The sequence below is a fragment of the Streptomyces sp. NPDC002467 genome (assembly GCF_042889825.1).
Taxonomy (GTDB): domain Bacteria; phylum Actinomycetota; class Actinomycetes; order Streptomycetales; family Streptomycetaceae; genus Streptomyces.
Genome location: NZ_JBIARJ010000007.1, coordinates 172,228 through 195,929, shown reverse-complemented (window position 1 = coordinate 195,929; position 23,702 = coordinate 172,228). Strand labels below are relative to the sequence as shown.

The window sequence follows — 23,702 nt, the reverse complement described above, 5'->3', positions numbered from 1 at the left end:
CCTTTCCTGGGTGGGTGAGGGGTCTGGAGAATCGGTTGGGAAGGGCTGGGTCAGGCCTCTTGGTGGTCTTGGTGGGATGTCGTGCCGTGCCACCGCCAGGTGACGATGGCGGCGGCCAGGCCGGCCGACAGCGGCAGGTCGATCCGCAGCCGCTCCAGCCATCCGGCATCGGGCACCGGTGTGTGTGACGGCAGCCAGTCGGATCCGAGCCATCCGGCCAGGCCGGCAATTCCGGCCGCGGTAATGACAAGTCCGAGGGTGAGTACCGGTCGCGGCGCCGAGGCTGTCCACCGCCGAGGTCGGCCACGGCGGTGCAGCCACGCGCCGACGATGCAGGCAACCAAGGCCGATGTGGCCCCGATGGAGGTGAAGGCGGCCCGTGTCAGTTCGGGCTGCCCGCTGAGGAATCCGCCGAGCCCGGCGGTGAGCGCGGGGGCCAGGTAGGCGGTCGCGACTTCCTTCCACAGGGTGAACGGACGCGTGGCGAAACCGCGTTGGGAGGTTCCGGTAGGGGGACTCATGTGACTCCTCCAAAATAAATTAGCTGGCTAACTAATTGGTTAGGCAGCTAACTACTTGGGTGTGGGAAAGGGTGCCGCGCGGTCGAGGCAGCCGCCCCCGCGCGGAAGTGATGCCGCGGCTATTCGGCGGTCAATGCGCCGATCCGCTGAGTGATCCGCTCCAGGAGGTCGAGGAACAGCCCGCGTTCGTCGGCAGCCAGTCCGCCGACCAGCGCCTCAAGCCGTGCGAAGTGGTCCGCGGCCATATCGTGCAACCGTCGGCTGCCGCGCGCCGTGAGTACGACCACTGCGCCCCGCCCGTCCTCCGTCGAGGCGCGGCGAGCCACCAGACCCTCTCGCTCCAGGCCGACGACCAGGCCGGTCACTGTGGCGCGCGAGACGCCAAGACTCTTCGCGAGCTGTGACGGCGACTTCTCCCCGTCGCTGTCCTCGAGATCCACCAGGAGGCGGTAGCGCCCGGTCGACAGCCCGGAACGCGCAAAGTGCACTTCGGACGCTCGGTCCAGGCGCGCCCCGGCGGCCATCAGGCGCACCGCGACAAGCACTGCCTGCGGGTCGGCCTCAAGCCCGTACCGTGCGATCTGCTTCCGCGCCTGTTCCAGCGTGGGTACGGCGCCGGGGTTCGCGTCCTCGTCACTCATGAGAATTAATATGGCGGCTAACTATCCTCCGGTCAAGTCGCCGAGAGCCTCGCAGCCGCAGACTCCGGACGGCTCCGCCCCCCCGTTACCTTCTTCGTGGCTCCGCGAGCTGACCCAGATCCACCCGTCGCCGGAACGGGTACTGGGGCCACGATTGCAGCACCCGGCGGTCCTGGCCCTGCTGGAGCGGTTCGGATCCCCGGCCCAGATCCGCAAGGCCGGCAGGCGCCGCCTGGTCACGCTGTTGAGGCCGAAGGCCGCGAGGATGGCCGCGAGGATGGTCGAGCGGCTGGTCGAGCGGCTGGTCGAGGACATCTTCGCAGCACTGGACGAGCAGACCGTGGTCGTGCCCGGCACCGACGCGGCCGCTCTGATCGTCCCGAGCTTGGCCGGATCGCTCGCCGCAGTCCTTGACCAGCGCAAAATCCTGGCCGGGCGGATCGAGGAACTCCTGGAGGCCCACCCTCTTTCGATGGTCCTGACCTCGATGCCGGGCATCGGAGTCAGGACTGGCGCACGGATCCTGATCGAGGTCGGAGACGGCAGTACCTTCCCACCGCCGGCCACCTCGCCGCCTGCGCGGGTCTCGCCCCGGCGACCCGCAGTTCCGGGTCCTCGATCCGCGGCGAACAGCCCTCCCGCAGGGGAAACAAGCAGCTCAAGAGGGCTTTCTTCCCCTCCGCGTTCGCGGCCCTGGGCGACCCGGCATCGCGGGCCTACTACGACAAGAAGAGTCAGTCAGGGCAAACACCCCGCGCAGGCTCTGCTCTGCCTCGCCAGACGACGGGCCGGTGTCCTCGTCGCGATGCTGCGCAACGGCGCCTTCTACGAGGCTCGACGTGCGGCTGCGATCACATGACCAGCGGCTCAGCCAGAAGAACGACCCGATCGGCCCCGGCGTCGAAGCCGAGCACTGGATGGCCGTGGTCGCCCTCCGGATCCATCAGGACCGGCTTGCCCAAGCGTCGCCCGATCTTCCGGAGGAAACCGCAGAACACATCGAGTCGTTCCTGGCCTTGCAACTCCCGCAGGTCGACGTCGAAGTCGATGACCTCGTCGTCTTTGAAACGGAAGATCGCCAGCACGTCGGGAGTCGGCCAGACCCGCAGGTCTGGGCACTCAGCGTCCGCCGGGCGGGACAGCACCGTCTCCGCCCGGGGCACCGGCAGCACCGTCTCCCCTTCGGAGTACTGGCACGTCCAGCCCCTGGCCTCGACGAGATCGAGTACCGCTTGCCAGTCCTCCACAGAACAATCCGGGACGCGCACGTCCGGCAGCGACCCCATCAGGTCCGGGTCGAAGAAACAGCGGACGTCATCCCACAAAAGATCAGCCACACCGCCATGCTGCCCGGCTCACCGATCCAACGCAGCCCCGTTTCCCTTGACCAAAGGGACAGGGGCACCCGCCCCGCGTACTTCGACTGTGGCTTGGCGACCGAGGCCGCGCGCCGGCTGTCGCTGAGCGCGCGGGCGCTGACCTACAGGCTGGAGCGGTTCCGGCCGGCCGAGCAGGCGCGCGCCGATCACCGCCGTCTGCGGGGTGTGGCGGTGCACCGGCTCGGCAGGGTCTGCTCCGGTGACGATCCAGGACGGCTCCAACGCCGTGATCACACCAGCCACGGGCCACGGCAGGATCCTCACACGTTCCCGCCAGTACTGGTGCGCCGGCCACTTTCTTGGCGGGCGCGGATCCTCTGGGAGAGGTGTGGCTCCGCGACTCCGAAGGCATCCGAGGTGCGGTGGGCGGCGTCCGTCGGGCCGTCGAGCAGGACGCGGAAAGGCCGGTGCCCCTGCGCGATTCGCATCACACAGGGGCACCGGTTGTTCGGGCACGGGTCGGGGGATCAGGGGTCTTCCCACTGGGTGCGGGCGACCTCCGAGTTGCTCCGGACGAGCTTCCAGTCGTCCTCGATCATGAAGAGCGAGTACCGGCCCGTTGCGTTCAGGGTGTCGAAGACCCGGTGGGCCCAGGCGTCCGAGTCCGGCTGATTCGCAGTGACCCGGGCCGGGTGGGAGTGGTACGGCTCATCCAGGTCCGGCGGCACCGCGACCCAGACGCTCAGCCAGCGCTCGTTGTCTCCCCAGGTGAAGGAGGGGGACTGCCCACCGGCGTCACCGGAGAACCCGATGCCGAAGGCCGCTTCCAGGTCAGCCCACAGGGTCTCCGCGAGGGTGCCTCCGGGGGCCTGCGGCTCCCGGAGGCCGGCGTAGATGTTGTATTCGCTCAAGAAGATCAGCCTCGGCCCACGTCGGAAGTTCTGTCGTAGCAGTATCGGAACCCCTGTGGGGCTCTGCGGCCATGCGGAAGGGATACGCCGAGCACCATCCGCTGGGTCGCCACCGGCGACGGCCAGACCGGACCGTGTTCGCGTACATCGTCCTCGCGCTGGTCCACTGCTCCGGCTACGCGTCGTGGACTTCCATCTCTACCTCGCCGCCACTCTCGTCAGGCTCCGCACGCTCATCCGACGCTCGACGAGCCGCTACCGCTGGAACGGCCGCCCCACCACCCGAAGCCTCGAGTGATCCATCTGCCGGTCGGCCTCAGCCCCAGTCCTGCAGCTGCTGGAGCAGGTCGGCGTCGCCCTCGATCCGCACCGATCCGGCCGGGATGCGCATGTACATGAGCAGGGCCATCTCGCTCGCCGTGCCGTAGATGGCGGCGGTGGGCTTGCTCTCGGCGGCCTCCGCCGAGGTGAGGCGGGTGAAGCGGGAACCGGCGGCGTCCACCGTCTGGCGCCAGGAGCCTGCCTCGGCAGCGTGGTAGTCCATGGTGGCGGGCTCGCCCGGCCACGGGACCGTGCCGGTGCAGACGGTGGCGAGGAACTCCTCGATGGCGTCTGCCGCCTCGGTCGTCGGCAGCTCCTGCGGGGCACCGGAGGCCAGCTGGGCGTCGTAGGTGTGGATCAGCGATTCCGGGACGCGGCGGCGGGCCACGGCGGCCACCGTGTGCGGCGAGGCCAGCGGCTCCCACCAGGCCCAGCAGCCCCGGTCCGGGCCGGCCTCGCGCAGAGCAGTGAGCAGCTGCTGCGTCGAGTCGGCCAGCCAGGCTATGAGCTCCTCGCGCTCCCTGGGCGCCACCAGCCCGTCCTTGCTCGGCCGTTCGTCGCCCGGCGCGGTGTTCAGCACGATGTGGGCCCAGAAGCGGTCCCCCTCACTGAGGTGGTTCGCCAGGTCGTACAGCGTCCAGCCCGGGCAGGACGGGACGTCGGCGTCGAGGCTCGGGGCCGCGGCGACGGCGGCGCGGAACGCGGCGGAACGCTCGTCAATCATCCGCAGCAGGGTGGGGAAGTAGAGATGATCAGTCACGCGGACCTTGTATCACCCGGGCCGGGACCCTCGCACTCGATTAAGAGGTCATCTCATTTGGATCAGTAGTCTGCGTTCGTGACGATCGTGAGCGGCTGGTTCCTGATGGGCTGTGGGAGTTGTTCCAGCGTGTGGTGCCGGAGGCGCCGACGCGCCCGCAGGGTTGCGGACGGCCGCGCTATGGGGATCGGGAGGTCTTGGTCGCCATCGTGTTCGTGGCGACGTCCGGCTGCACGAGGCGGCAGTTGCCGCCGTGCTTCGGCCCTTCCGGTCCCACCGCGCATCGGCGCTTCTCGGAGTGGAGCAAGGCCCGGGTGTGGGCGAAGCTGCACCGGCTGGTCCTCGACGAACTCGGTGCCCGAGGGGCTCTGGACTGGTCGCGGTGCGCGATCGACTCGGTGAACATGGGGGCGATGAAAGGGGGGAGTTGACGGGTCCGAATCCCGTGGATCGGGGCAAGTCGGGCTCGAAGATCCACTTGATCACGGAGCGCACCGGTCTGCCCTGTCGATCGGCGTATCGGGCGCCAACACTCACGACAGTCGGGGTCTGGACCCGCTCGTGCGTGGGATTCCGCCGATCCGCTCGCGCCGAGGGCCGCGCCGACGGCGGCCCGCCAAGCTCCATGCCGACAAGGGCACGACTACGACCACCTGCGACGGTGGCTCCGCGCCCGCCGTATCACCGCTCGCATCGCGCGAAGGGGAGTCGAATCCTCCCAACGGCTGGGGCGCGTCACCGCTGCACAGTCGAGCGCACGGTGGCCCGGCTCGCCGGCTGCCGCAGACTTCACCGCCGCTACGAACGTAAGGCCGAGCACTTCCTCGCCTTTGCCGGCATGGCCGCGGTGCTGATCTGCTTCCGGCGCCTCGTGTCAGAAGTGACTCTGCGGGTTCCAGCTACGGGACGTTCCAGGCGGAGATGAAGGGCTGCCCGCCCTCAGCGGCCAGGAAACTGAGAGTGCCGGGATGTGGGTGGCCGAGCAGTCGGCTTGCGGACGCGTCCAGGCCGAGCCACCGCACGGTGAGCACGCGGGCCAGGTGGCCGTGCGCGACGACGGCGACGTCGCCGTCGTTCAACAGCGGACGGATGCGGTCCAACACCGCGTCCGTGCGCGCGGCCACCTGCGTGAGGTGCTCACCTGGGTGGTCGGCGTCGCCGGGAACGACGCCGTCGCGCCACAGGTCCCAATCCGGCCTCGACTCGCGGATCTGCTCGGCGGTCAGGCCTTCGTAGCCGCCGTAGTCCCACTCCAGCAGGTCGGGATCGGGCCTGACGCCGGTCAGGCCGGCCAGCTCGGCCGTCCGCATGGCGCGGCTCAGCGGGCTGCTGAGCACGGCGACCAGACGGCGGCGGGCCAGCCTCGGAGCAAGAGCCCTGGCCGCAGCTTCGCCCACGTCGGTCAGCGGAACGTCGGTCCGGCCCGCGTGCTGTCCCGACAGGCTCCACTCGGTCTGACCGTGCCGGATCACTATCAGTTCACCCATAGCCGCGCACGCTATCTGATCTTGTGGCATGCCGAGACGGTTTCCTCGCCTTCGCCACCGGCACCTGCCCCTCACCATCCGCTGCCGACTCACCAAATGTGATGACCTCTAAGGCCGACCGGCAGAGGGTTCACTTGAGGCGTCGGGTGGTGGGGCGGCCGTCCCGGTGGTAGCGGCTCGTCGAGCGTCGGATGAGCGTGCGGAACCTGACGAGAGTCGCGGTAAGGCCGAGGTGGGTGAGGAAGGCGGCAACCATCTGAGAGCGGCCGGCGTTGTGCGCGCAGACGACCAGCACGCAGGGGACGGGGGAGGGGATCATCAGGCCAGGGCGCTTTCTACGGAGGAACAGGCGGGAGTGGCGGGCTGCTGCCCGGTGCGGGGGACGACGACCTCGTCCCCGCGCGCGGCGGCCGGGCGGCCGAAGTGGACGGCGACCAGGCCGAGACCGGCGGCGGCGCCGATCAGCTGGGCGGCGAGGAAGGGCAGTACGGAGGCGGGGGGCGATGCCGGCGAAGATGTCGGTGAACGCCGGGCCGATCGTGACGGCCGGGTTGGTGAAGCGGGTGGAGGAGGTCAACGAGTACGCCGCTCCGATGTAGGAGGTGACGAGCAGCAGCGCGAGGTTCGCCCGGCCGGCGCGGGCCAGGCCGAAGACGAGCCAGACCAGCCCGGCGGTGGCCACGACCTCGCCCAGCCACAGGCGCCCGTCCCACCGCTCGTGGGCGGAGAAGGCGACCATTGGCTTGCCGAACATCGCGTCGGCCGGCACCGCGCCGCCGATCGCGCCGCCGATCGCCCCGGCGACCTGCGCGGGCACGCACGCGGCGACGTCGCGCGGGGCGGGGCCGTCGCCGGTGCGCCGGCCGGTGAAACAGGCGGCCAGGGTGACCGCAGGGTTGAAGTGCGCCCCGGACACTCCTCCGAGCAGGGCGATCAGTACGCCGAGGCCGAGGCCGGACACGGTGGCGAGGGAGTTGGCCGGCAGCCGGATTCCGACGTGGCGGGTCAGTTCGGTGGCTTGGATGCCGGAGCCGACCACCACCGCGACCAGAGCGGCCGTCCCCAGCCCCTCCACTGAGGCCCGCCGCGGCAGCGGTACGGGCACGCTCCCAACCTGGTCGAGAGCCCCGCGATCCCCGCAACCGAACCCCACGCTCCCGGCACGATCCCCGCGTCATCGACATCGCAGCACTCCTCCTCCTGGGACAAGTGCAGGTCACCGACACCTTGAGAGACGCGAAGGGCCCCCGCGCTGCGTGCGCGGGGGCCCGTGACGGTGGCTCGGTCCTTGTCGGGCCGGCAGGGAGGGATCAGGAGCTCCGCCGGGTCGGACAGCCCGGTGTCGTACTCGGCGCGGCTCCACCCGTGTCGGTGGCGGCCGGTGCGGTCAGCCGATGAGTTCGGCGAGGATCCATTCGGCCAGGCTCTCGGTCACCAGGCTGTGCTCGGAATTGGTGTCGTCGCAGTGGAAGGCGTCCAGCTCACTGTGGCCGGGGGGGAGGTCGTTGAGGCGGGTGGTGAGGTCGACGTCCCACGTGACGGGGTCGTACTTGAGGGCGACGGCGCTGACCGAGGGCACGAAGCAGCCGGAGCGGTGGCGCTCGTCGATCGTGGCGCCGAGCGCGTCGGCGAGCATGCCGTAGGAGGCAAGAGTGCCACCGGGCGCGCCGTCGAGCGGGGGGATCTCGCTGGTCCGGCTCGTCCGGTATCCGAGGATCAGGGCCGACATCCGTACGACTTCCTGGAGCCGGCCGAAGTCCGGCTGGGTGCGCAGTACCGCGCGGGCGATTCCCGGGACCGTCCAGTCGAAGACCAGCTCGTCGGGCAGCAGCGGGCCCTGGGTGCCGTCACCGGTGCCGTTGGCGACGCCGATCCTGCGCAGTCCCGGCTTGGACGGGAACCACCCGATGTCCTTCAGGTCCTGGAGGAACCGGACACGCTTCTCGCTCCAGGTCGCGACGGCGCCGGAGTCCTTGGCGTTCGGCACCCAGGCCCACAGGAGCTGCTGGGCGGCGGCGCTCCTGATCAGCTCGGCCTGCTTCGGCTTGCCGGAGGGGTCCGGGACGGACTCGAAGAAGTACGCCAGCTGCTGCAGTGCGACCGGGATCCAGGCACCGTTGTGCGGGGAGTCGTAGGACAGGTAGATGCGGCTCTCGTGATCCTCGCCCTCGTTCTCCATCCAGGCCAGCGCGTACCGGGTGATGAGTCCGCCCATGCTGACGCCGCCCACGATCAGAGGGGCGCCGCCCTCCTGCCGGTCGGCGATGGCCCTGCGGATGGCGCTGACCGCGACGGCGGCGTTGGCCTGGATGTGGGTGTGGCGCTCCTTGAAGCCCAGAAGGATGACGTCCACGCCCGCGGCGAGCAGCTGACTGAGCAGCCGCTTGCCGTCGGCGTTGTAGGGCGAGTCAAGGTGGGCGTAGAGATCGCCGAGTTCGCTCTCGCCGTAGTTGAACCCGTCCGCGAAGATCATCGGATTGACCAGGCCCTTGTGGGGCGTGCCGTCGGCGTCGAGACCGTAGTGGACGGCGGCGGTGCCGGTGGCCACCTCCCCCTCATACTCGAACGCGCCGGTGAGCTGCCACACCGCATTCGGCTTGTTCACCTTGCGGGCCGTGTCCCCCCGCAGTGCAGGCGTGAACAGCACTCCCTGCCGGAGCGGATCCGGTGCACCGCCCTTCGAGTTCTCGGCGCCCTCCGCGCCCGTCCACGCATCGGTACTGACGTCGACCCTCGGTTCGCCACTGCGCATAGCCATGTACTGCCGCCTTGCCTTGTCAGTCGGATGAGTCACTGCAGGGACCGCCGTCGGCCGAGTGGTGCCGCGACCCGGTGGCGGTTTGGGCCGCCCGGGTACGTCCGGTCCCTGCGCCGGCTTCGGCGTCGCACGACCGATGGCTTGCGCGGCCCTGCCGAAAACGGACGGTATGTGCACGGATGCGGGTCCGGGTGGCAGCCACACCGGGCGCGCGCACGGCGCCAAGGGGCACTGGCCCATCGGGCCTCGCGCCCTCGTGCGCCTCCGGCAGCGCCTCCAGGACCAGGTCCGCCGGCGGGGGAGAGCAGGTGGCCGACCGCTCCACCAGGTCATCCGGGGCCGGCAGCACCTGGCCTTGGCCTGGCGGGCCGGCCTGCATGGCACCGCCGCCGGCAGCACGGGCGGCGCGCTCCGCCCCGGCGTCCGGGACGCCGCTCCGGGTCCGGGCTGTCGGTGCCGGCGGCATGGTTGAGGCGGTGTGGTCCCGGTGCCGGGGTCCGTCGATCGCGATATCGCGGTGGCCACGGTGTTGGAGTGGCACCCGGGCGCTCGCCGTCGATTGAGGGTGACTCGTCGCCGAGCCATGCGGCCAACCGATGTATACGGTGTCCCGACCGACGAAGAGTGGACCGAGTTCCTGGGGCACTTCGAACGGCGCAAGCCCCATCGGCACCTGCGGCCGTTCATTCGGTACCCGCTGCATCCACGAACACGTCCCGTCGACCGAACTGGCTTGGGCTCCCTTCGAGGTCAACTCATATTCAGGACAAGGGGGTTGTGGCTCCCGGCTGGCCGGTCGCGGTGACTGCGCATGTGGTGGTGGACCTGGTTTCATCGCGTGTCGTCGAGTAGGTCGGCCCGTGGAGGAACGGATGCGAGGGCACAGCACGACGGTCCGGGATGTGGCGGCGCTGAAGGTGGCGGCAGTCGCTGCGCATTCCCACGTACGGCCTGACCGAGGAGCAGGGCCGGGTACTCCCTCCGCCAGGAAGCTGAGCATCGCCGAACTGATCAAGCACGCCGCGCGCTGCGAGCGTGGCTGGACGGCCTTCGCCTTGTGGCGCTCCGGCGCCCTGCAGCGGGCGGCCGACGAATCGGACGACGACGAGTTCCGGCCTGCGCCCGGCGAGACCCTGGCCGGGCTGCCGGCCGACTTCGGGCCGGCGACCGGGGAGACCGACGAGGCCGTCGCCGACATCGCCGACCTCGGCCAGGGCGTTCCCGTCCCCCGGGGTGTGCCGTGGTTCCCCGCCGACGTCGAGGGGCGGTCGGCGCGGTGGGTGCTGCTGCACCTGATCGAGGAGACCGCACGCCACGGCGGCCACGCCGACATCTTCCACGAGAGCCTGGACGGCGCCACCCTCTACCCGCTGATGGCCGCCGCCGAGCAGTGGCCCGACCCGTGGTTCGAGCCCTGGGAGCCCGCCGAGCCCGCCGGCTGTGGGCTACGGCCGTCGGAAGTCGCGCCCCATCGGCCGGATATGGTCGAGGCGCTCTTGCGGACCGGTCCTACGCTGGAGGCATGGCCACCGATCCCTTGCTGAGACAAGGCCCCGACTCGACGGATCTGGTCCTGCGCGTCGGCCCGGCCGGGTTGACGTGGAACGTGCTGGCCTCGGCGGGGCCTGCGCTGTTCGCTCCGCTCGCTCTGGGTGCGCTGACCCTGATCGTCGCCTTCGCGATGGCGCTGGCCGGGGCGCGGGCGTCGACCGTGTTCGTGGTGGTCGGGGTGATCGTCGGGCTGGAGTACCTGATCGGCTGGCTGGCGGTGGCCTCTTCCCGAGCCCGGGACATCCTGCGGGTGGAGTTCGCGCCGGTCGGGGTGCCCGCGTCTCTGCGGTTGGTCCGGGCCGTCGGGCCGGACGACTGGCTGCCCGTCAAGACCCTGCGCGAGGTGCGGCTGACTCACAAGGTGGTGGAGCCGTACCAGGGGGACTACAAGCCGGCCGTCTCCACGCTCGCGTTGGAACTCGTCCTGCGGGGCGTCGAGGAGCGGCTCGAGCTCCCGTTCGACGGCGACCCGCAGCGGCTCGCCGCCGCGCTGAAGGCCCTGCTCGGCCCTGCTGGGGTCGTGGTGGTGCTGCGCACAGAGCGCAGCACGCGCGATAGGCCGCAGCGCAACTCCGGCTGGACTTCCGGAGGTTCGGCCTCGGTCGGCTCGGGTGGCGGCTGAACCTGGGCTGCCCGTGGGCGCTCCCCGGTTGGGCGTATTGAGACGCCGGGTCGGCTCGGCCGCAGCCGGGTCCTCCGGCCACGGGTGGCGGGGGTAGCGGCCGCAGAGCTCGGCCCGCACGGCGCGGTAGCCCTCGCGCCAGAACGACGCGAGGTCGCCGGTGACGGCGGCCGGGTGCCCAGCCGGGGAGAGCAGATGGACGGTCGGCGGGGCCCGCCCGTCCGCCGGCGCGAAGGCGGCAGACCAGCCGAACAACTCCTGCAGCTGCACCGCGAGTACGGGCCGCTCGCCGCTGTAGTCGACCCGGACCGCGAGCCCGGCCATGGGGACCAGCCGGACAGTCGGTATAGGTGAGAACGATCATGATCGGTGGTGTCGGTCCGTCAACGCCCTCGCTCGGGTCGTGAGGCTCCGATCTCTTTCATCGACGAGAAGACCGCGATTCGTTACGCGCCCTCCGCACGGCAACTCATGGAACGGTCAACCGAAGCCGATGCCGTGGCTTCGCCACGAACCCACGGGTCCACCCCCTCGCAGCACGGCGACGAACCTCCGGGTTCCCACTGAAGACCCTTCGGTTTCCGTACCCCCACGGGCATCCACAGGTCCAGCCAAGGTGCGTGCGACCGTTTGGTGGAGATCCGCGGCAACCTGTACGCCCGCATAGCGGAGGCCGAGTGCGAGGGCCGGCTCGGAGAGGTCGATGGACTCCGGCTTGGCATCGCCGGCGCTGACGGCGAACTCGCACAAATGGCTCGGCGATTGCGGTCCGGCAGGACGGCCGATCGGGGAATCCCGACGCTACGCTCGCGGCCATGAGCGACAGTGCGATCATCATCGCGGAGCTGACCGCCTCGGTCGAGGAAGCTCCCGCGCGGGCGGCGGCCGCTACCACCTGGCTTCTCGACCAGCGGATCATCCGCCCCAATGACCGACCTGATCCGCTCTGGCGGCCAAGTCGGTACGTCCCCGGTCCCGCCGCCCCGGCGGCTGTCCGCGACACCCACGACAGCAACGGCCCCGTCGGCGATGGCATCGACATCCTCGACCAACGCCAAGTCCACGACCCTGGCGGCAACTACACCCCGCCGACCTGCCCGAACTGCACCACGCAACTCGCCGAAGACGCGCACATCACGCTCGTCCAGCACTGGCTTGACCAGACGGAACCAATTGCGACCTGCGAAAACTGCGCTACTTCCGCCCTACTGGGCGACTGGACCGGCCAGTGGGCCATCCACGTCGCCAGCGTCGCGGTGCACTTCAACAACTGGCCGCCGCTCGCCGACGCCTTCCTCCTCGGGCTCTCCGATCACCTTGGTCCGCGATGCCGTCTGATCCAAAAGCGAATCTGAGGCGGCTGAAGCGGGTGACGCGCTGAAGTGCCGGACGCCACGGGCGGGCAGGAGTCGAGTCATTGGTCAACCAGCCGTGGACGCGGGGCCCCACCCGTGGATTCCGCGTCGGTGTCGTTGGTGTCGACGGTGTCGTCGGTGCCGACCGGGCCGCGAGGAAGCATCCGGTCCAGCCACTTCGGCAGCCACCAGTTGGTCCGGCCGAGGAGCGTCATGGTCGCCGGTACCAGCACCATGCGTACGACCGTGGCGTCGATGAAGATCGCGGTGGCCAGGCCGAGCCCGAACATCTTGGCGGAGGGGTCCTCGGCGACGGCGAAGGACAGGAAGACCGCCACCATGATGAGGGCGGCCGAGGTGATGATCCTGGCGGTACCCGCTACGCCCTCCACGATCGCCGTGGCGTTGTCGCCGGTGCGCACGTATTCCTCACGCACGCGCGACAGGAGGAACACCTCGTAGTCCATGGACAGGCCGAACAGGATGGCGAAGAGGAACATCGGTATGAACGACACGATCGGAACCGTCGCTTCCAGCCCGATGAGTACGCCTCCCCAGCCCCACTGGAAGACCGCGACCATGATGCCGTAGGCCGCGCCGATGCTCAGCAGGTTCAGCAGTACCGCCTTGAGCGGTACGAGTACCGAGCGGAAGACCAGCATCAGCAGCAGGAACGACATCGCCAGCACGGCGGCGACGAACGCCGGCAGGCGTTGGCTGGTGCGTCGGCCCACATCGGACAGGCTCGCGGCGGCGCCGCCGACGTGGGCCCTGGCCGGGCCGTCCCCGATCGCCGTGGGCAGCACGTCGGTGCGCAGCCGGGCGATGGTGTCGGCCGTGGCCTTGTCCTGAGGGCCGGTGGTCGGGAACACCACGAGGGTCGCGATGCCGGTGTCCTGGTCGACGTGTGTCGGCGCGACGGACGCGATGCCCGGATCCGCCGCGACCGCCCCGACGAGACGGTCCAGCGCTCCCGGATCACCGGCGGGGTCGGCGGCGATGACGAGGGGACCATTGGTGCCCGGGCCGAACCCCTCGGCGACGAGGTCGTAGGCCCGGCGCTCGGTACGGCTGTGGGGCAGCGAGCCGTCGTCGGGCAGGCCGACGCGCAGGCCGAGCACCGGCAGCGTCGCCGTCAGCAGCAGTCCCGCCGCACCGACCGCGTACGGCACCGGGTGCCGGCTGACGTGCCCGATCCAGCGCCGCCACCCGGCGGCGGGGACGGCGCCCGCCTCCGCGTCCCGCCGCCGGCCGAATCGGCCGAACCGCCCCGCCCGAAGAGCCCGGGCGATCCCGCCGGCCCGGGCCAGGCGCGGGCCGGCCGCGCCGAGGAAGGCCGGCAGCAGCGTCACCGACGCGAGCACCATGGTCAGGACGACGATCGAGACGGCTAGCCCGCCCACCGTCATGAACGGCACGTTCGCGACCGCCATGCCGAGGATCGACACGACGACGGTGCCACCGGCGAAGACCACGGGCCGCCCCGCCGTGGCCACCGCTCGTCCGGCCGCCTCGTGCGGATCGAGCCCGCGCGCGAGGTACTCCCGATGCCTGGCGAGCACGAACAGCGCGTAGTCGATGCCCACTCCGAGCCCGACCATGCTGCCGAGGACCGGTGCGAAGGTGGGGACGTCCGTCACCCCCGCCAGTACCGTCATCGTGGCGACCCCGACGGTCAGCCCGAAGACCGCCATGCCGATCGGCAGCGCGGCGGCGACGAGCGAACCGAACGCCAGGAACAGGATCGCGGCCGCGGCGAGGAGGCCGATCAACTCGCTCACGCCGCCGTCGGGGTCGGAGAAGGCGTAGAAGAGGCTCCCGCCCATCTCGACGCGCAGGGGCAGTTCGGCGCGCAGCCGGTCACCGAGTGCGACGAGGGCGTCGAGGTCCTCGGCCGACAGCCGGCTCTGGTCGGGGTACTGCACCCGGACGACCGCGATCCGCCCGTCGGCCGAGACGAGGCCGCCGCGCACGGCGGTCTCCCCGCCCGCGGCGAGTGCCCCCGCCGGATCGCTCGTGCCGAGCACGTGCGGCAGCCGCCCCACCTCGGTCCGCAGCCGGGCGAGAGCGGTGCGCGCGCCGTCGTCGTCCAAGAACGTCGCACCGCCGTCGCGGGGGGTGACGACCACTTGGGCGGTCATCCCCTCCTGCCCGGTGCCCGCCCGCTCGATCAATTCCGCGGCCCGCTGGGAGTCCAGTCCCGGAGCGGTCATCGAGTCCGCGGTCCGCCCGCCGAAGGCGACGGCGGCGAGGACCGCGAGCGTGGCGGCGACCAGCCATGCCGCGATCACCCGCCAGGGATGACGGGCGGCGCTTGCGCCCAGGCGCAACAGGGCTTTCGAGAGCATCGGGTCCTCCAACCACCTCGTCGGCCGTCCTTGTACGGCCGCCGATGCCGAGGTTCGCCGCCACGGCGCTCCCCGGCATCGGCCCGCGGGCCGCGGATCCGTCGGCCCCAAGTCGGAGTGACGACCCGTCCTTTCGGCCGATGCGCGGCACGGCACGGTCCCTAGGCTGAGTACGTGCTGCGAGAAGACCTGCGAACCCTGTGGACCGAACCCCGGCCGCCCGGCGCGCCCGCCCGGGTGCGGCGGGACTGGGCGCTGCTCGCCGCGGGCCTCGCCGGTGTGGCGCTGGAGGCCACCCTGCGCGAGAACGTCGTGTGGCGGCCGGTGGCGGTGGTGTTCGCCGTATGGCTGTGCCTGCTGCCCCTGTGGCGCCGGACCCGCCCGCTGGCGATGGTGACGCTGGCGTTCGGCTCGGTGGCCCTGCTTCCGGTGGCCTCGCTCGTCGCCGCACCGCGCGAGCCCGTCGGCCTGTACACCGGCGCGGTCGTGCTCGTGCTGGTGTACGCGCTGGCCCGGTGGGGATCGGGACGCGAGATCGTGCTGGGCGGCGTGGTGATCCTCGCGGTCGGCGCGCTGTGTGTCGTCACGGACGGGACCCCGGTCGTCGAAAAGGTCGTGGGCTTGGTCTTCCTGCTGCTGCCTGGCGTGGTCGGGGCTGCCGTGCGGTTCCGGGTGACCGCTCACGAGCGGCAGTTGGAGCAGGTGCGCTCCCGGGAGCGCGAGCAGCTCGCCCGGGAACTGCACGACACGGTGGCCCACCACGTGTCGGCCATGGTGATCATCGCCCAAGCGGGCCGGGTGCTCGCGGGCACCGACCCGTCCGCTGCCGTCGAGGCGCTGGAGGGGGTCGAGGAGGAAGGGGCGCGCACGCTGGAGGAAATGCGCGCCATGGTCGCCGCGCTGCGCGACCGCGGGGTCGGCGCCGAGCTGGCGCCCCCTGCCGGAGTCGCGGATCTGGAGCGCCTGGTGCGCACCCCGGGTGGTCGCCTCAGGGTCGACCTGGGGCTCGACGGCGAATTGGACGCGCTGCCCCCGGCCGTGGACGCGGCCGTCTACCGGATCGTGCAGGAGTCGGTGACCAACGCGCTGCGCCATGCGGTCGAGGCGACCGAACTCGTCGTCCGGGTCGCCGCGGAACGGCACACGGTTCGGGTGAGCGTGCGCGACAACGGCAGGCGCACCGGCCGGGGTCGCGACGGATACGGACTTACCGGATTGCGCGAGCGCGCGACGTTGCTCGGCGGCACACTACGAGCCGGCCCGGGTACCGACCGGGGCTGGCATGTCGACGCCGAACTGCCGAGAGCGAGGAGCGAGAGCGTTGTCCATTCGGGTCCTCGTCGCTGACGACCAGACGATCATCCGCACCGGGTTGCGGATCATGTTGAACGCCCAGCCCGGCATCGAGGTGGTCGGCGAGGCCGCCGACGGTCGGGAAGCGGTACGTCTGGCCCGCGAACTGCGCCCCGATGTCTGCCTGTTCGACATCCGCATGCCCGTGCTCGACGGGCTTGAGGCCACCAGGCTGGTCGCCGGCCCGGGGGTCGCCGACCCGCTGGTCGTGGTCGTCATCACCACGTTCGACCTCGACGAGTACGTCTACGGCTCACTGCGTGCCGGCGCCCGTGGATTCCTCCTCAAGGACACGGGACCGGACCTTCTGGCGCAGGCCGTACGGTCGGCGTCCGATGGTGAGGCGCTCATAGCGCCCAGCGTCACCGTCCGTCTGCTCCAGGCGTTCGCGGACCTGCCCGCCGGCCGGCCCGCGGCCCAGCCGGTCTCTCCCGTCACCGCCCGCGAGGAGCAGGTGCTCCTCGCCGTCGCTCGCGGGCTGACCAACACCGAGATCGCCGACGCGCTGCACATCAGCCTCAGCACGGTGAAGACGCATCTGGCCAGCCTGATGGCCAAACTCGGCGCCCGCAACCGGGTCGAGATCGCGATGTGGGCCTACGAAACGCGCCGTATCCTCCCCGGAACCTGAGCCGGGTACCTCGATGATCTGGATCAAAGACCTCACCAGGGCCACCCGATGATCACCACTCGATACGCGCCCTGGGCGGGGGATTGTGGGTGCGGCCGGAGGTGGGCCCCCCGGAAGTTGATGATCTTTCGACCGGGCCGGTCAATACCGCGGGCCTGCACTACTCACGTGCGGCTGAGTACGTGCGCTCTGGCGGGTGTTCGGACAGGTCCGGACACTGAGGCCATGCGTAGAGAACTCTCGAAGTCCCTGCCCCAGCCGTTGGCGATCGCGATAGTGGCTGCCATGGCGATGGCGGGATGGGCTGCCTGGCTGGGCTGGGACCAGATCCGAGACGTGCAGCCCGACGGCTCGGTGACCGGTCCCTACCAGGTGTGGCAGGTGGTCGGACTCGCGATGACGTTGCTGGTCGCCGTGTGCTGGGCGGCTTCCCACGACTACGAAGCGGCTGCGATCCTCGGCGTCCCCGCCGGACTCGGTATCGCCGCCTACTACGACTGGTCCGACGACGGAAGCGGACTCTTCGTCATCGGCGTCCTCATGATCACGATCGGAAGCCTGTTCACAACCGGCCTCCTCTCACCACTGATCGCCTTCTGCACAAGGCGCAAGCACTGATCCAACTCATCGCATGGACAAAGTCCCCCCCCCGACGGAGCCCACGGTTCGGATCCGGGGAACGACGCGGTAGCCCGTCTGCCCCAGCCCTCCCAGCGCCCGCGCACCGGCGCCGCACCGGCCCTGCGGGGTCTTGACCGCAGCTCTCCGGAGTCGTGACCGCGGCCCGCCACGTCCCGCATATCCCGTTGGAGGACGGGTCGGGGGTGCTGGTAGCGTCCGTCTGCTGATCGCCGGTCGGCGACACAGCGGTTTCCAAGGGGGGAACAATGGCAACTCGTCGTGCCCTGCTGGCCTGTGCCGCAGCGCTGGCCGCCGGGAGTCTCGTACTGGGCGGCACCACGGCCGCGCACGCGGACGGCGGAGTCACCGGCATCACGGTCCTGGAAGCTCACAACGACTGGACCAACAACGGCAAGATCGTCCTGTCCTTGTCCGCGCCGAGCGCCGTCAAGAACGTCAAGGTCAGCCTGTACTCGATGGAAACCCAGCAGACCGTGGCCACGGTGGGGAACTTCGATCTGACCTCCGGCACCGCCGAGAACGGTACGTGGAAGAACCGCGGGCGCATCCAGCTGCCGGACCTGGGCAACTACCGCATCGACGTGTCGGCCTCCGACGAGGGCGGCGACACGCTTTCCGCCGTCGGCGTGGGCTATTTCTCCTACGCCGTGCAGACGAACATGAAGGACGCGAAGGTCGACCGCACCACGGTCGACTACCAGCACCGCAGCGTCACCATCAGCGGTCACCTGATGGGCCAGTGGCCGGGTTCCGGCGCCATCACCCCGATGGGCGGGCTGACCGTGGCGGTCAACTCGTACATGGAGTACGCGGAGGTGACGACCGCGGCGGACGGCAGCTTCTCCGCCACGCTCCCGGTCACCGACCAGTACCAGAACAGCATCGAGGCGGCCTTCCAGTACGACCCGAACCACGTCTTCTACAACCGGTCCTCCTCGAAGACCTTCCCGATCACGGTGAAGAAGACCGCCACCAAGATCGTCGAGACCCCGAGCGAGCGGAAGGTCCCGTTCAAGGGCACGGTGAACTCGACCAGCGCCACCCTGCTCTGGAACTCGCCCACCGGCTGGCAGCCGCTGGCCGGCAAGACGATGGGCTCCAACTCCTTCGGCGACTTCGTCCAGCGCACCACGGACGCCGGCGGCAACGCGTTCTTCCCGGCGACCCAGCCGCTCTGGAGCAACTCCTCGATCGTGGTCGGCTGGCACAGCGACGACCTGTTCCTGGCCGACGCCCAGGCGAGCGTCGACATCATGGTCGTGCAGCCCGCCGCGTTCCGGTCCCTCACCGCGACCCGCTCCGATGCCGCGACCGTGGAGGTCGGCGGCAGCATGGTGTTCGAAGGCCACGCGACGCCGGGCACGATCCCGGTGAACATCCAGTACTCCGCCACCGGCAAGGGCGGCTGGACCACCGTTGCCACCGTGCCGGACGCCAGGTGGAACGGTGAGGGCTACGCCTTCTCCACCACCGCCCCGCAGGCAGGGGCGGGTTACTGGCGTGCGACCTACACCGGCGCGCCGCAGTTCGAGAACGCCGTGAGCCAGGTCGTCTACGTCGCCGCTCCCTGACGGCCCCGCGCGCGCCGGTCCGCAGCCCCCGCGGCCGGGGCCCGGTCCGCGAACACGGCATGACGAAGGCCCCGCCTGCGGTTGCAGGCGGGGCCTTCGCGCGTCCCGCCGACCGACCGGAGCCCGGCGGGGTACCGGCTCTACGGCCCCGACGCGCTCGCACGCCTGGCCCTCGTCCGCACGCTGCGTGACCTCGGGCTGGACCTGGCAACCGTGCGGAGGGTACTGGACCGGGAGGCGTCCATACCGGAGGTCACGGAAGCGCACGCCAGGGCACTGGACGTGCAGATCCGGACCCTCCGCCTGCGCCGGGCAGTGCTCCGGGCAGTCGCCAGACGCGGACCCACCGCCATGGAGATGGACCTGATGCACCGACTCGCCACGCTCTCCCGGACCGAACGGCACCGGCTGCTGTCCGGCTTCATCGACGAGGCCTTCGAGGGGCTCGACACCAACCCGGAGTTCGTGGCGCTGATGCGGTCCGCGATGCCCGAACTCCCGGACGATCCCGCGCCCGAGCAGGTCGAGGCGTGGGTGGAGCTCGCCGGACTCTGCCAGGACGCGGACTTCCGTTCCGTGATCCGCCGCGTCGCACGGGACCAGGCGCAGGAGCTCGCCGGGGAAGACGCCGTTGCCGTGCAGGACTCCATCGACCGGGCGATGCGCGAACGCGTCGGCGAAGCCGCAGCCGTCGGTCTCCTGCCGGCCTCCTCCACCTGGGTGTCCCTGGCCGAGGCGCTGGGCGGCCTCTACGCCGACGCGTTCCGGCGGGCCGACGCGGGTGGTCTGCGCCGCTGGCTCCTGGCCCGGCTGCGCTCCACCGCGGACCCGGGCGCCGAGCGCTACTGGCGGCTGCCGGCCACGGTCAACGGCTGGCCCGCGTCGGCAGCCCTCGCGACGGTCCACCCCTGGTTCACCGCGGTTTCCGCCGGGAGTGGCGCCGGCACGGCGGCGGAGGTCTGAAGCGATGAGAGGAAGCTGCGGGGTGCGCATTTCCCGCGCCTGCCGTGCGCGCACCGCCGGCAGCCGGCCCCGGCCGGGGCCGTGGGGCGGGGCCGATGACGGCCCAGGCCCCTGCCTCCGGACGCGGACGGCGAGGCGTCGGGGATGGGTGGGCCGGGGACGGGCGCTCTGGTGGGCGCTGTCCGGCTGGGACCGGATCGCCGTCGAGGACCTGCTGCCGGCGGGTGCTCTGCTCGCGGCGGGCTGGCGGGCGGGCCACCTCGGGCTGGTGCAGGCGGGCTTCGCCCTGACGTCAGGGGAGTCCGGGGCGTCGGTGGGCGGGCTTCATCGCGCCGGGTACGGCGCCGCCGGCAGTGCTGGGGGAGGTGCGCGTCATCGACTGTTTCCGCTATGCGTTTCCGGCTTGCGGGGCCGGGGGTGTGGGGGGTGGCTCGATGGTGAACGTGCGTGTGGTGGCGTTGACCCGGGCCGGCAGTACCGTCCCCTGTGTGGCGCTGCCGAACAGGTACTTCAGGACCTCACCGCTGTGCTCGAACGGTTCGAAGCCCGGTCCGTTGACACGCATCAGGAGCCGGATCTGGTCGTGGTCGTCGTTGCTGGGCGGTGCGGAGGAGACTGACAGGACCAGGACGGTGGCGTCGACACCGTGAGTGGCGAGTTGGAGTGTGGCGCGCCGTTCTGCGCGGGCGAAGAGGATGGTCGACACTCCACCGTAGGCGACGAACGCTGCGGCCAGGGCGAGACCCGCGCCGGCCCACACCCACCCGCCGTCGGTCCTGTCGAAATCGGCGACGGTGCGGATGGTGACATAGACGAAAGCGCATGCCGCGCCCAGGAACAGAACCGCACCCACGGTGCAGGCGATTGCCGTGATCGCCGGGCCCTTGGGGTCCAGCAGGACAGGTTCGCGGGGGCGATCGGTGGCCATGCCGGCACCCTAGCCAAGGAGACGCGGCGTGTGCAGTGGCAGGGTCCGGCCGTTGTGCGTCTCGTGGCGGAGGGTGCGGGCCGGCGTAAGGTCCCTGCAGTCTTTCCCGCCGCTCTGATCGCTGCTGTCGCCGAGCACTCGGAGTCCGGCAGGCTGGGAAGCGTCGGCCGCCGGCACCGGCCGGTGGGTGCCTTGCCGCTTCACCCATTGCGCGAGCGCCATCAGCCGCGCTGGAACGCCTGCTGCGTCTTGCTCGGCCCCTTCGCCTTGCGGCCGGCGGCTCCTTGCGTTGTGCCTCGAGTTCCCCGGCTCGCAGAGCCCTGCGCTGCATTGGCGGCGGCGGTGGCGGTGGCGGTGACTGTGTCGTGTCGGGCGTGTGGGGAAAGGTTGGTTCCGGCTCTTGTGCGGGCGTAACCGGTTGAGTACAGCCCCGGCCATCCTAATTGAAAATTCAGTTGGTAATGATGAAGGGGGTTGTCGTGGTCGGACGGAGAAGGTTCCTGGTTGCGGGTGCCGGTCTGGTCGTCGGCGGGGCGGTGGTGGGCTTGGCGGGGTGTACGGATCCGGCCGCGCGGAAGGGCGTGCCCGTCTCTGGGGCCGCTCCTGGCTCGGCCGCGGCGGGTGGGGGAGGGCTCCGGATGCCGGGCCGGGTCGGCTCCCCATGCCGCGACGTGGATGGCGTACGGTGCGACGGTCTCCGCGTCGGGCGACGACACCTCCGACGCGTTCGGCAGCGACCTGTCCAACAGCCGCGCGGCGGCCCGGCAGGATTTGATGCGTGTCGCGGCCAGCCTGTCCCGCTTCGAGCCGGTGTTCATGCTGGTCGATTCGGAAGCCGACAGGGCCGGGGGCCGCCGCGAACCTGGAGGCGGTCCTCGCCCAGACCTCGGCCAAGGACCGCGTCCACACCGAGATCTACGGTTCCGGGCGGATCCACATCGGCAAGAACCGTCCCGTGTCCGCGCTGCCGCCGATCAAGACCCACCCCATCACGTTCGTCACGCAGCACATCAACGACCTGTGGACCCGCGACACCGCCCCGGTCTTCGTGACGGGCCCTGTCGGGCTGGACCAAGGACCCGGAGAATACGAAGAACGGCGTCATCGACCAGCCCATCGAAGGCGACCGGGACGTCGCCAAGACCGTCAACAAATACCTCCGCACACCGCCCGATACGACCTGGCTGACCATGGAAAGCGGCGGCCTGGAGGTCAACGGGCGGGGCCTGGCGATCGCCTGCGAGAGCAGCATCGTCAACGGGCTGTCCGCCGACGACAAGGCCCGCTACCTCGGCTCACCCACCGCCCGCCTCACCACCCACGAACTCCCCGTCCCCGACCAGGCGAAGGTCTTCGAGTCGTTCGCCCAGCGCAACAGCCCCTCCATCACCGCGCGCGGTTCATCCTCACCTCGGCCGCGGGCTACGTCGGCTACTACGACGCCAACGGGTGCGTGATCACGGCCCAGTGCGGCCACGTCGAACGCGACCGGCAGGCCTACGACACAGCAACCACGCATCTGACATCCGGCCCCGGCCGACGCACACCGCCCCGATGAACGGCGTACGTCTTTCTCCGTGAGCTCTGAACGCAGGACGCGCTCGCGCCGGCAGGAGTTTCGTCACGTGGGCGGGGGTTTCGTGACGGCCGTCAGGCGCCGGCCCGTTTCGCCGTCTCTCCGGGGGGCCTTCGCGCACGGTACGCGCGGGAGCGGCACTTGGGGGAGCAGTAGCGGGCCGGTCGTCCGATGGCCTGCCCTGGGGGCCGTGCCGGCAGGGCTTGGCCGCAGGCCGGGCACTCGGCTGCCGGGCCGGACCGGGCGGTGTCCGGGGCCGGGTCGGCGACGTCCACCGCGGTGTTCAGCGGGGCTGCCACCGGGGCCTCGATTGCGGGCGGGGGTACGGGTGCGGGCGGGGGTGCCGGGTGGTGGGTGAGGAGGCCCTGGCGTTCGGCGATGACGCCCGCTTCGAAACGGCTGTGTGCGCCGAGGGTCTCGAGGAGTTCGGAGACGTGCCGCCGGCAGGTGCGCAGCGAGATGCCGAGGCGGCGGGCGATGGCGTCGTCCTTCAGGCCCTTGGCGAGCATGACGAGGATGGTCTGCTTCATGCTCTGGGAGACGCCCTGCGCGGCCTGGGGGCCCGTGGCGTAGGGCGTGGCCTGGGCCCAGTCCCGTTCGAAGACGTCCAGGAGGTACGCGAGGAGGTCGGGTTCGCGGATGATCAGGGCGCCGCCGGACCGGGCCGGGAGCAGGGCCAGGGCCCGGTCCACGATGATCATCTGGGGGAGGACTTCGGGCAGGGTGCGGATCTGGGCGCCGGCGGCGACGAGGTGTTCGGCGTGGGTGCGGGTGGGCTGGTCGAAGCGGGTGGCGTGCTGGTAGAGGCTGCGCATGCGGATGCCGCGGGCGAGGAGGGCCAGGTCGCGCGGGAGTGCCTCGCGCAGGGCGGCCACGGGGAAGGAGCCGCCGTGCTTGGAGACCAGGACCTCGCTGCGGCAGGAGTCGATGACGTCGGTGAGCAGCGTGCGGACGGCGAACTTGTCGGGCAGGTGGTCGATGGTGCCCTGGGGGAAGGCGTGCTGGCGAGCCTGGAGGTAGACGGGCATGAGGGCCGCGAGCCCGTCGTGCTGCTCCTGGATCTGCCGGCGCTGGGTGCGCAAGGACTCCTCCTGGGCGCGGAGGGCGGAGTCACGGTCGGACAGCAGTTGGCCCGCGGCGGCCTGCGGGCTCACCGGCTGCCAACGCACATTGGGATCCCCGGGCGCGGTGGGGAGTTCCTGGAGGAGGCAGACGTCGAGGAGGGAGTCCAGCGCCTGCCGGCTCTCGTGCTCGCCGATTCCGGTCTCGGCCGCTGCCCGGGGCAGGTCCGCGGGGGTGAGGCGTTCGTGGACGACGGTCCAGCGGTAGAGCAGGACCGCGGCGCTGTCCAGTTCGGGTATGCCCATCGCCCCGCCGCCGACCGGTGATTCGGCCATGGAACCCCTCCTAAAAGTGCATGGCACACAGATGATGCCCCCTTGGG

At 70.8% G+C, this 23,702-nt stretch carries 19 protein-coding genes and 7 pseudogenes; 13 read left to right on the top strand and 13 right to left on the bottom strand.

Translation table 11 applies throughout. The features are described 5' to 3' along the window. Positions 1-50: 50 nt before the first annotated feature. Positions 51-521 carry a hypothetical protein gene (locus ACFYYJ_RS17160; protein WP_385120301.1) on the bottom strand — a complete coding sequence of 157 codons (471 nt, stop codon included), beginning with the start codon at positions 519-521 and terminating at the stop codon, positions 51-53. Between the two features lie 119 nt (positions 522-640). Then, positions 641-1,162, bottom strand: a complete 522-nt coding sequence (locus ACFYYJ_RS17155; RefSeq protein ID WP_389133192.1) for a MarR family winged helix-turn-helix transcriptional regulator — start codon at positions 1,160-1,162, stop codon at positions 641-643. 109 nt (positions 1,163-1,271) lie between these two features. Between ACFYYJ_RS17155 and ACFYYJ_RS17150 the strand changes: the two are divergent. Next, positions 1,272-2,021, top strand: a pseudogene (locus ACFYYJ_RS17150) (transposase); the annotation flags it as partial. Here ACFYYJ_RS17150 and ACFYYJ_RS17145 read toward each other — a convergent pair. Beyond that, on the bottom strand, positions 2,014-2,499 hold the full coding sequence (locus ACFYYJ_RS17145; RefSeq protein WP_389133190.1) for a hypothetical protein: 486 nt from the start codon (positions 2,497-2,499) through the stop codon (positions 2,014-2,016). The pseudogene ACFYYJ_RS17150 and the gene ACFYYJ_RS17145 overlap by 8 nt on opposite strands. 66 nt (positions 2,500-2,565) lie before the next feature. Between ACFYYJ_RS17145 and ACFYYJ_RS17140 the strand changes: the two are divergent. After that, positions 2,566-2,658, top strand: a pseudogene (locus tag ACFYYJ_RS17140) (PucR family transcriptional regulator); the annotation flags it as partial. Positions 2,659-3,008: 350 nt separating this feature from the next. On the opposite strand, the gene ACFYYJ_RS17135 reads toward ACFYYJ_RS17140, so the two are convergent. After that, entirely contained in the window at positions 3,009-3,392 is a 384-nt protein-coding gene (locus ACFYYJ_RS17135; protein WP_389133187.1) for a hypothetical protein, read from the bottom strand. A gap of 172 nt (positions 3,393-3,564) precedes the next feature. On the opposite strand from ACFYYJ_RS17135, the pseudogene ACFYYJ_RS17130 reads away from it, so the two are divergent. Continuing rightward, positions 3,565-3,690 (top strand): annotated as a pseudogene (locus tag ACFYYJ_RS17130) (IS5/IS1182 family transposase); the annotation flags it as partial. An 18-nt stretch (positions 3,691-3,708) separates the two neighbouring features. On the opposite strand, the gene ACFYYJ_RS17125 reads toward ACFYYJ_RS17130, so the two are convergent. Then, positions 3,709-4,473, bottom strand: coding sequence for a maleylpyruvate isomerase family mycothiol-dependent enzyme (locus ACFYYJ_RS17125; protein ID WP_389133184.1), 765 nt, complete (start codon positions 4,471-4,473; stop codon positions 3,709-3,711). A 50-nt stretch (positions 4,474-4,523) separates the two neighbouring features. Between ACFYYJ_RS17125 and ACFYYJ_RS17120 the strand changes: the two are divergent. Next, positions 4,524-5,398, top strand: a pseudogene (locus ACFYYJ_RS17120) (IS5 family transposase). Here ACFYYJ_RS17120 and ACFYYJ_RS17115 read toward each other — a convergent pair. The 4 genes and pseudogenes from ACFYYJ_RS17115 to ACFYYJ_RS17100 all read right to left on the bottom strand — a co-directional run bounded on the left by ACFYYJ_RS17115 (position 5,373) and on the right by ACFYYJ_RS17100 (position 8,718). Continuing rightward, entirely contained in the window at positions 5,373-5,960 is a 588-nt protein-coding gene (locus ACFYYJ_RS17115; RefSeq protein ID WP_389133181.1) for a histidine phosphatase family protein, read from the bottom strand. The pseudogene ACFYYJ_RS17120 and the gene ACFYYJ_RS17115 sit on opposite strands and share 26 nt — an antisense overlap. A gap of 130 nt (positions 5,961-6,090) precedes the next feature. Beyond that, a pseudogene (locus tag ACFYYJ_RS17110) lies at positions 6,091-6,195 on the bottom strand (IS5/IS1182 family transposase); the annotation flags it as partial. Positions 6,196-6,543: 348 nt separating this feature from the next. Beyond that, positions 6,544-6,999: pseudogene (locus ACFYYJ_RS17105) on the bottom strand (aquaporin); the annotation flags it as partial. A gap of 348 nt (positions 7,000-7,347) precedes the next feature. Continuing rightward, on the bottom strand, positions 7,348-8,718 hold the full coding sequence (locus tag ACFYYJ_RS17100) for a hypothetical protein (protein WP_385120317.1): 1,371 nt from the start codon (positions 8,716-8,718) through the stop codon (positions 7,348-7,350). 872 nt (positions 8,719-9,590) lie between these two features. Here ACFYYJ_RS17100 and ACFYYJ_RS17095 point away from each other — a divergent pair. Together ACFYYJ_RS17095 and ACFYYJ_RS17090 are read left to right on the top strand one after the other, a co-directional pair. Continuing rightward, on the top strand, positions 9,591-10,262 hold the full coding sequence (locus tag ACFYYJ_RS17095; protein ID WP_389133178.1) for a DUF664 domain-containing protein: 672 nt from the start codon (positions 9,591-9,593) through the stop codon (positions 10,260-10,262). Continuing rightward, positions 10,241-10,891, top strand: coding sequence for a hypothetical protein (locus tag ACFYYJ_RS17090; protein ID WP_389133174.1), 651 nt, complete (start codon positions 10,241-10,243; stop codon positions 10,889-10,891). The genes ACFYYJ_RS17095 and ACFYYJ_RS17090 overlap by 22 nt, the downstream gene beginning before the upstream one ends. 33 nt (positions 10,892-10,924) lie before the next feature. Here the strand turns inward: ACFYYJ_RS17090 and ACFYYJ_RS17085 are convergent. Next, positions 10,925-11,209: pseudogene (locus ACFYYJ_RS17085) on the bottom strand (ATP-dependent helicase C-terminal domain-containing protein); the annotation flags it as partial. Between the two features lie 497 nt (positions 11,210-11,706). On the opposite strand from ACFYYJ_RS17085, the gene ACFYYJ_RS17080 reads away from it, so the two are divergent. After that, a complete protein-coding gene (locus tag ACFYYJ_RS17080) occupies positions 11,707-12,246 on the top strand; it encodes a hypothetical protein (protein ID WP_389133171.1) in 540 nt (179 codons plus the stop codon). 59 nt (positions 12,247-12,305) lie between these two features. On the opposite strand, the gene ACFYYJ_RS17075 is transcribed toward ACFYYJ_RS17080, so the two are convergent. Further along, the gene (locus tag ACFYYJ_RS17075; protein WP_389133168.1) at positions 12,306-14,594 is read right to left on the bottom strand and encodes an MMPL family transporter; all 2,289 of its coding nucleotides are present in this window, start codon (positions 14,592-14,594) and stop codon (positions 12,306-12,308) included. Between the two features lie 174 nt (positions 14,595-14,768). Between ACFYYJ_RS17075 and ACFYYJ_RS17070 the strand changes: the two genes are divergently transcribed. From ACFYYJ_RS17070 to ACFYYJ_RS17050, 5 genes are all read left to right on the top strand, one after another. Continuing rightward, on the top strand, positions 14,769-15,941 hold the full coding sequence (locus ACFYYJ_RS17070) for a sensor histidine kinase (RefSeq protein WP_389133165.1): 1,173 nt from the start codon (positions 14,769-14,771) through the stop codon (positions 15,939-15,941). Next, complete coding sequence (locus ACFYYJ_RS17065; RefSeq protein WP_356749419.1) at positions 15,916-16,578, top strand: response regulator transcription factor; 663 nt, start codon at positions 15,916-15,918, stop codon at positions 16,576-16,578. The genes ACFYYJ_RS17070 and ACFYYJ_RS17065 overlap by 26 nt, the downstream gene beginning before the upstream one ends. A 225-nt stretch (positions 16,579-16,803) precedes the next feature. Beyond that, entirely contained in the window at positions 16,804-17,196 is a 393-nt protein-coding gene (locus ACFYYJ_RS17060) for a hypothetical protein (RefSeq protein WP_385366763.1), read from the top strand. Between the two features lie 269 nt (positions 17,197-17,465). Continuing rightward, a complete protein-coding gene (locus tag ACFYYJ_RS17055) occupies positions 17,466-18,791 on the top strand; it encodes a hypothetical protein (protein WP_389133162.1) in 1,326 nt (441 codons plus the stop codon). 81 nt (positions 18,792-18,872) lie between these two features. After that, positions 18,873-19,754, top strand: a complete 882-nt coding sequence (locus tag ACFYYJ_RS17050) for a MerR family transcriptional regulator (RefSeq protein WP_389133160.1) — start codon at positions 18,873-18,875, stop codon at positions 19,752-19,754. 388 nt (positions 19,755-20,142) lie between these two features. Here ACFYYJ_RS17050 and ACFYYJ_RS17045 read toward each other — a convergent pair whose 3' ends face one another. Beyond that, positions 20,143-20,682, bottom strand: a complete 540-nt coding sequence (locus ACFYYJ_RS17045) for a hypothetical protein (protein ID WP_389133158.1) — start codon at positions 20,680-20,682, stop codon at positions 20,143-20,145. A 1,190-nt stretch (positions 20,683-21,872) separates the two neighbouring features. Here ACFYYJ_RS17045 and ACFYYJ_RS17040 point away from each other — a divergent pair. Next, complete coding sequence (locus ACFYYJ_RS17040) at positions 21,873-22,139, top strand: hypothetical protein (protein ID WP_389133155.1); 267 nt, start codon at positions 21,873-21,875, stop codon at positions 22,137-22,139. A 193-nt stretch (positions 22,140-22,332) separates the two neighbouring features. Here the strand turns inward: ACFYYJ_RS17040 and ACFYYJ_RS17035 are convergent, their stop codons facing one another. Next, positions 22,333-23,655 carry a LuxR C-terminal-related transcriptional regulator gene (locus ACFYYJ_RS17035; protein WP_389133152.1) on the bottom strand — a complete coding sequence of 441 codons (1,323 nt, stop codon included), beginning with the start codon at positions 23,653-23,655 and terminating at the stop codon, positions 22,333-22,335. Positions 23,656-23,702: the final 47 nt, after the last annotated feature.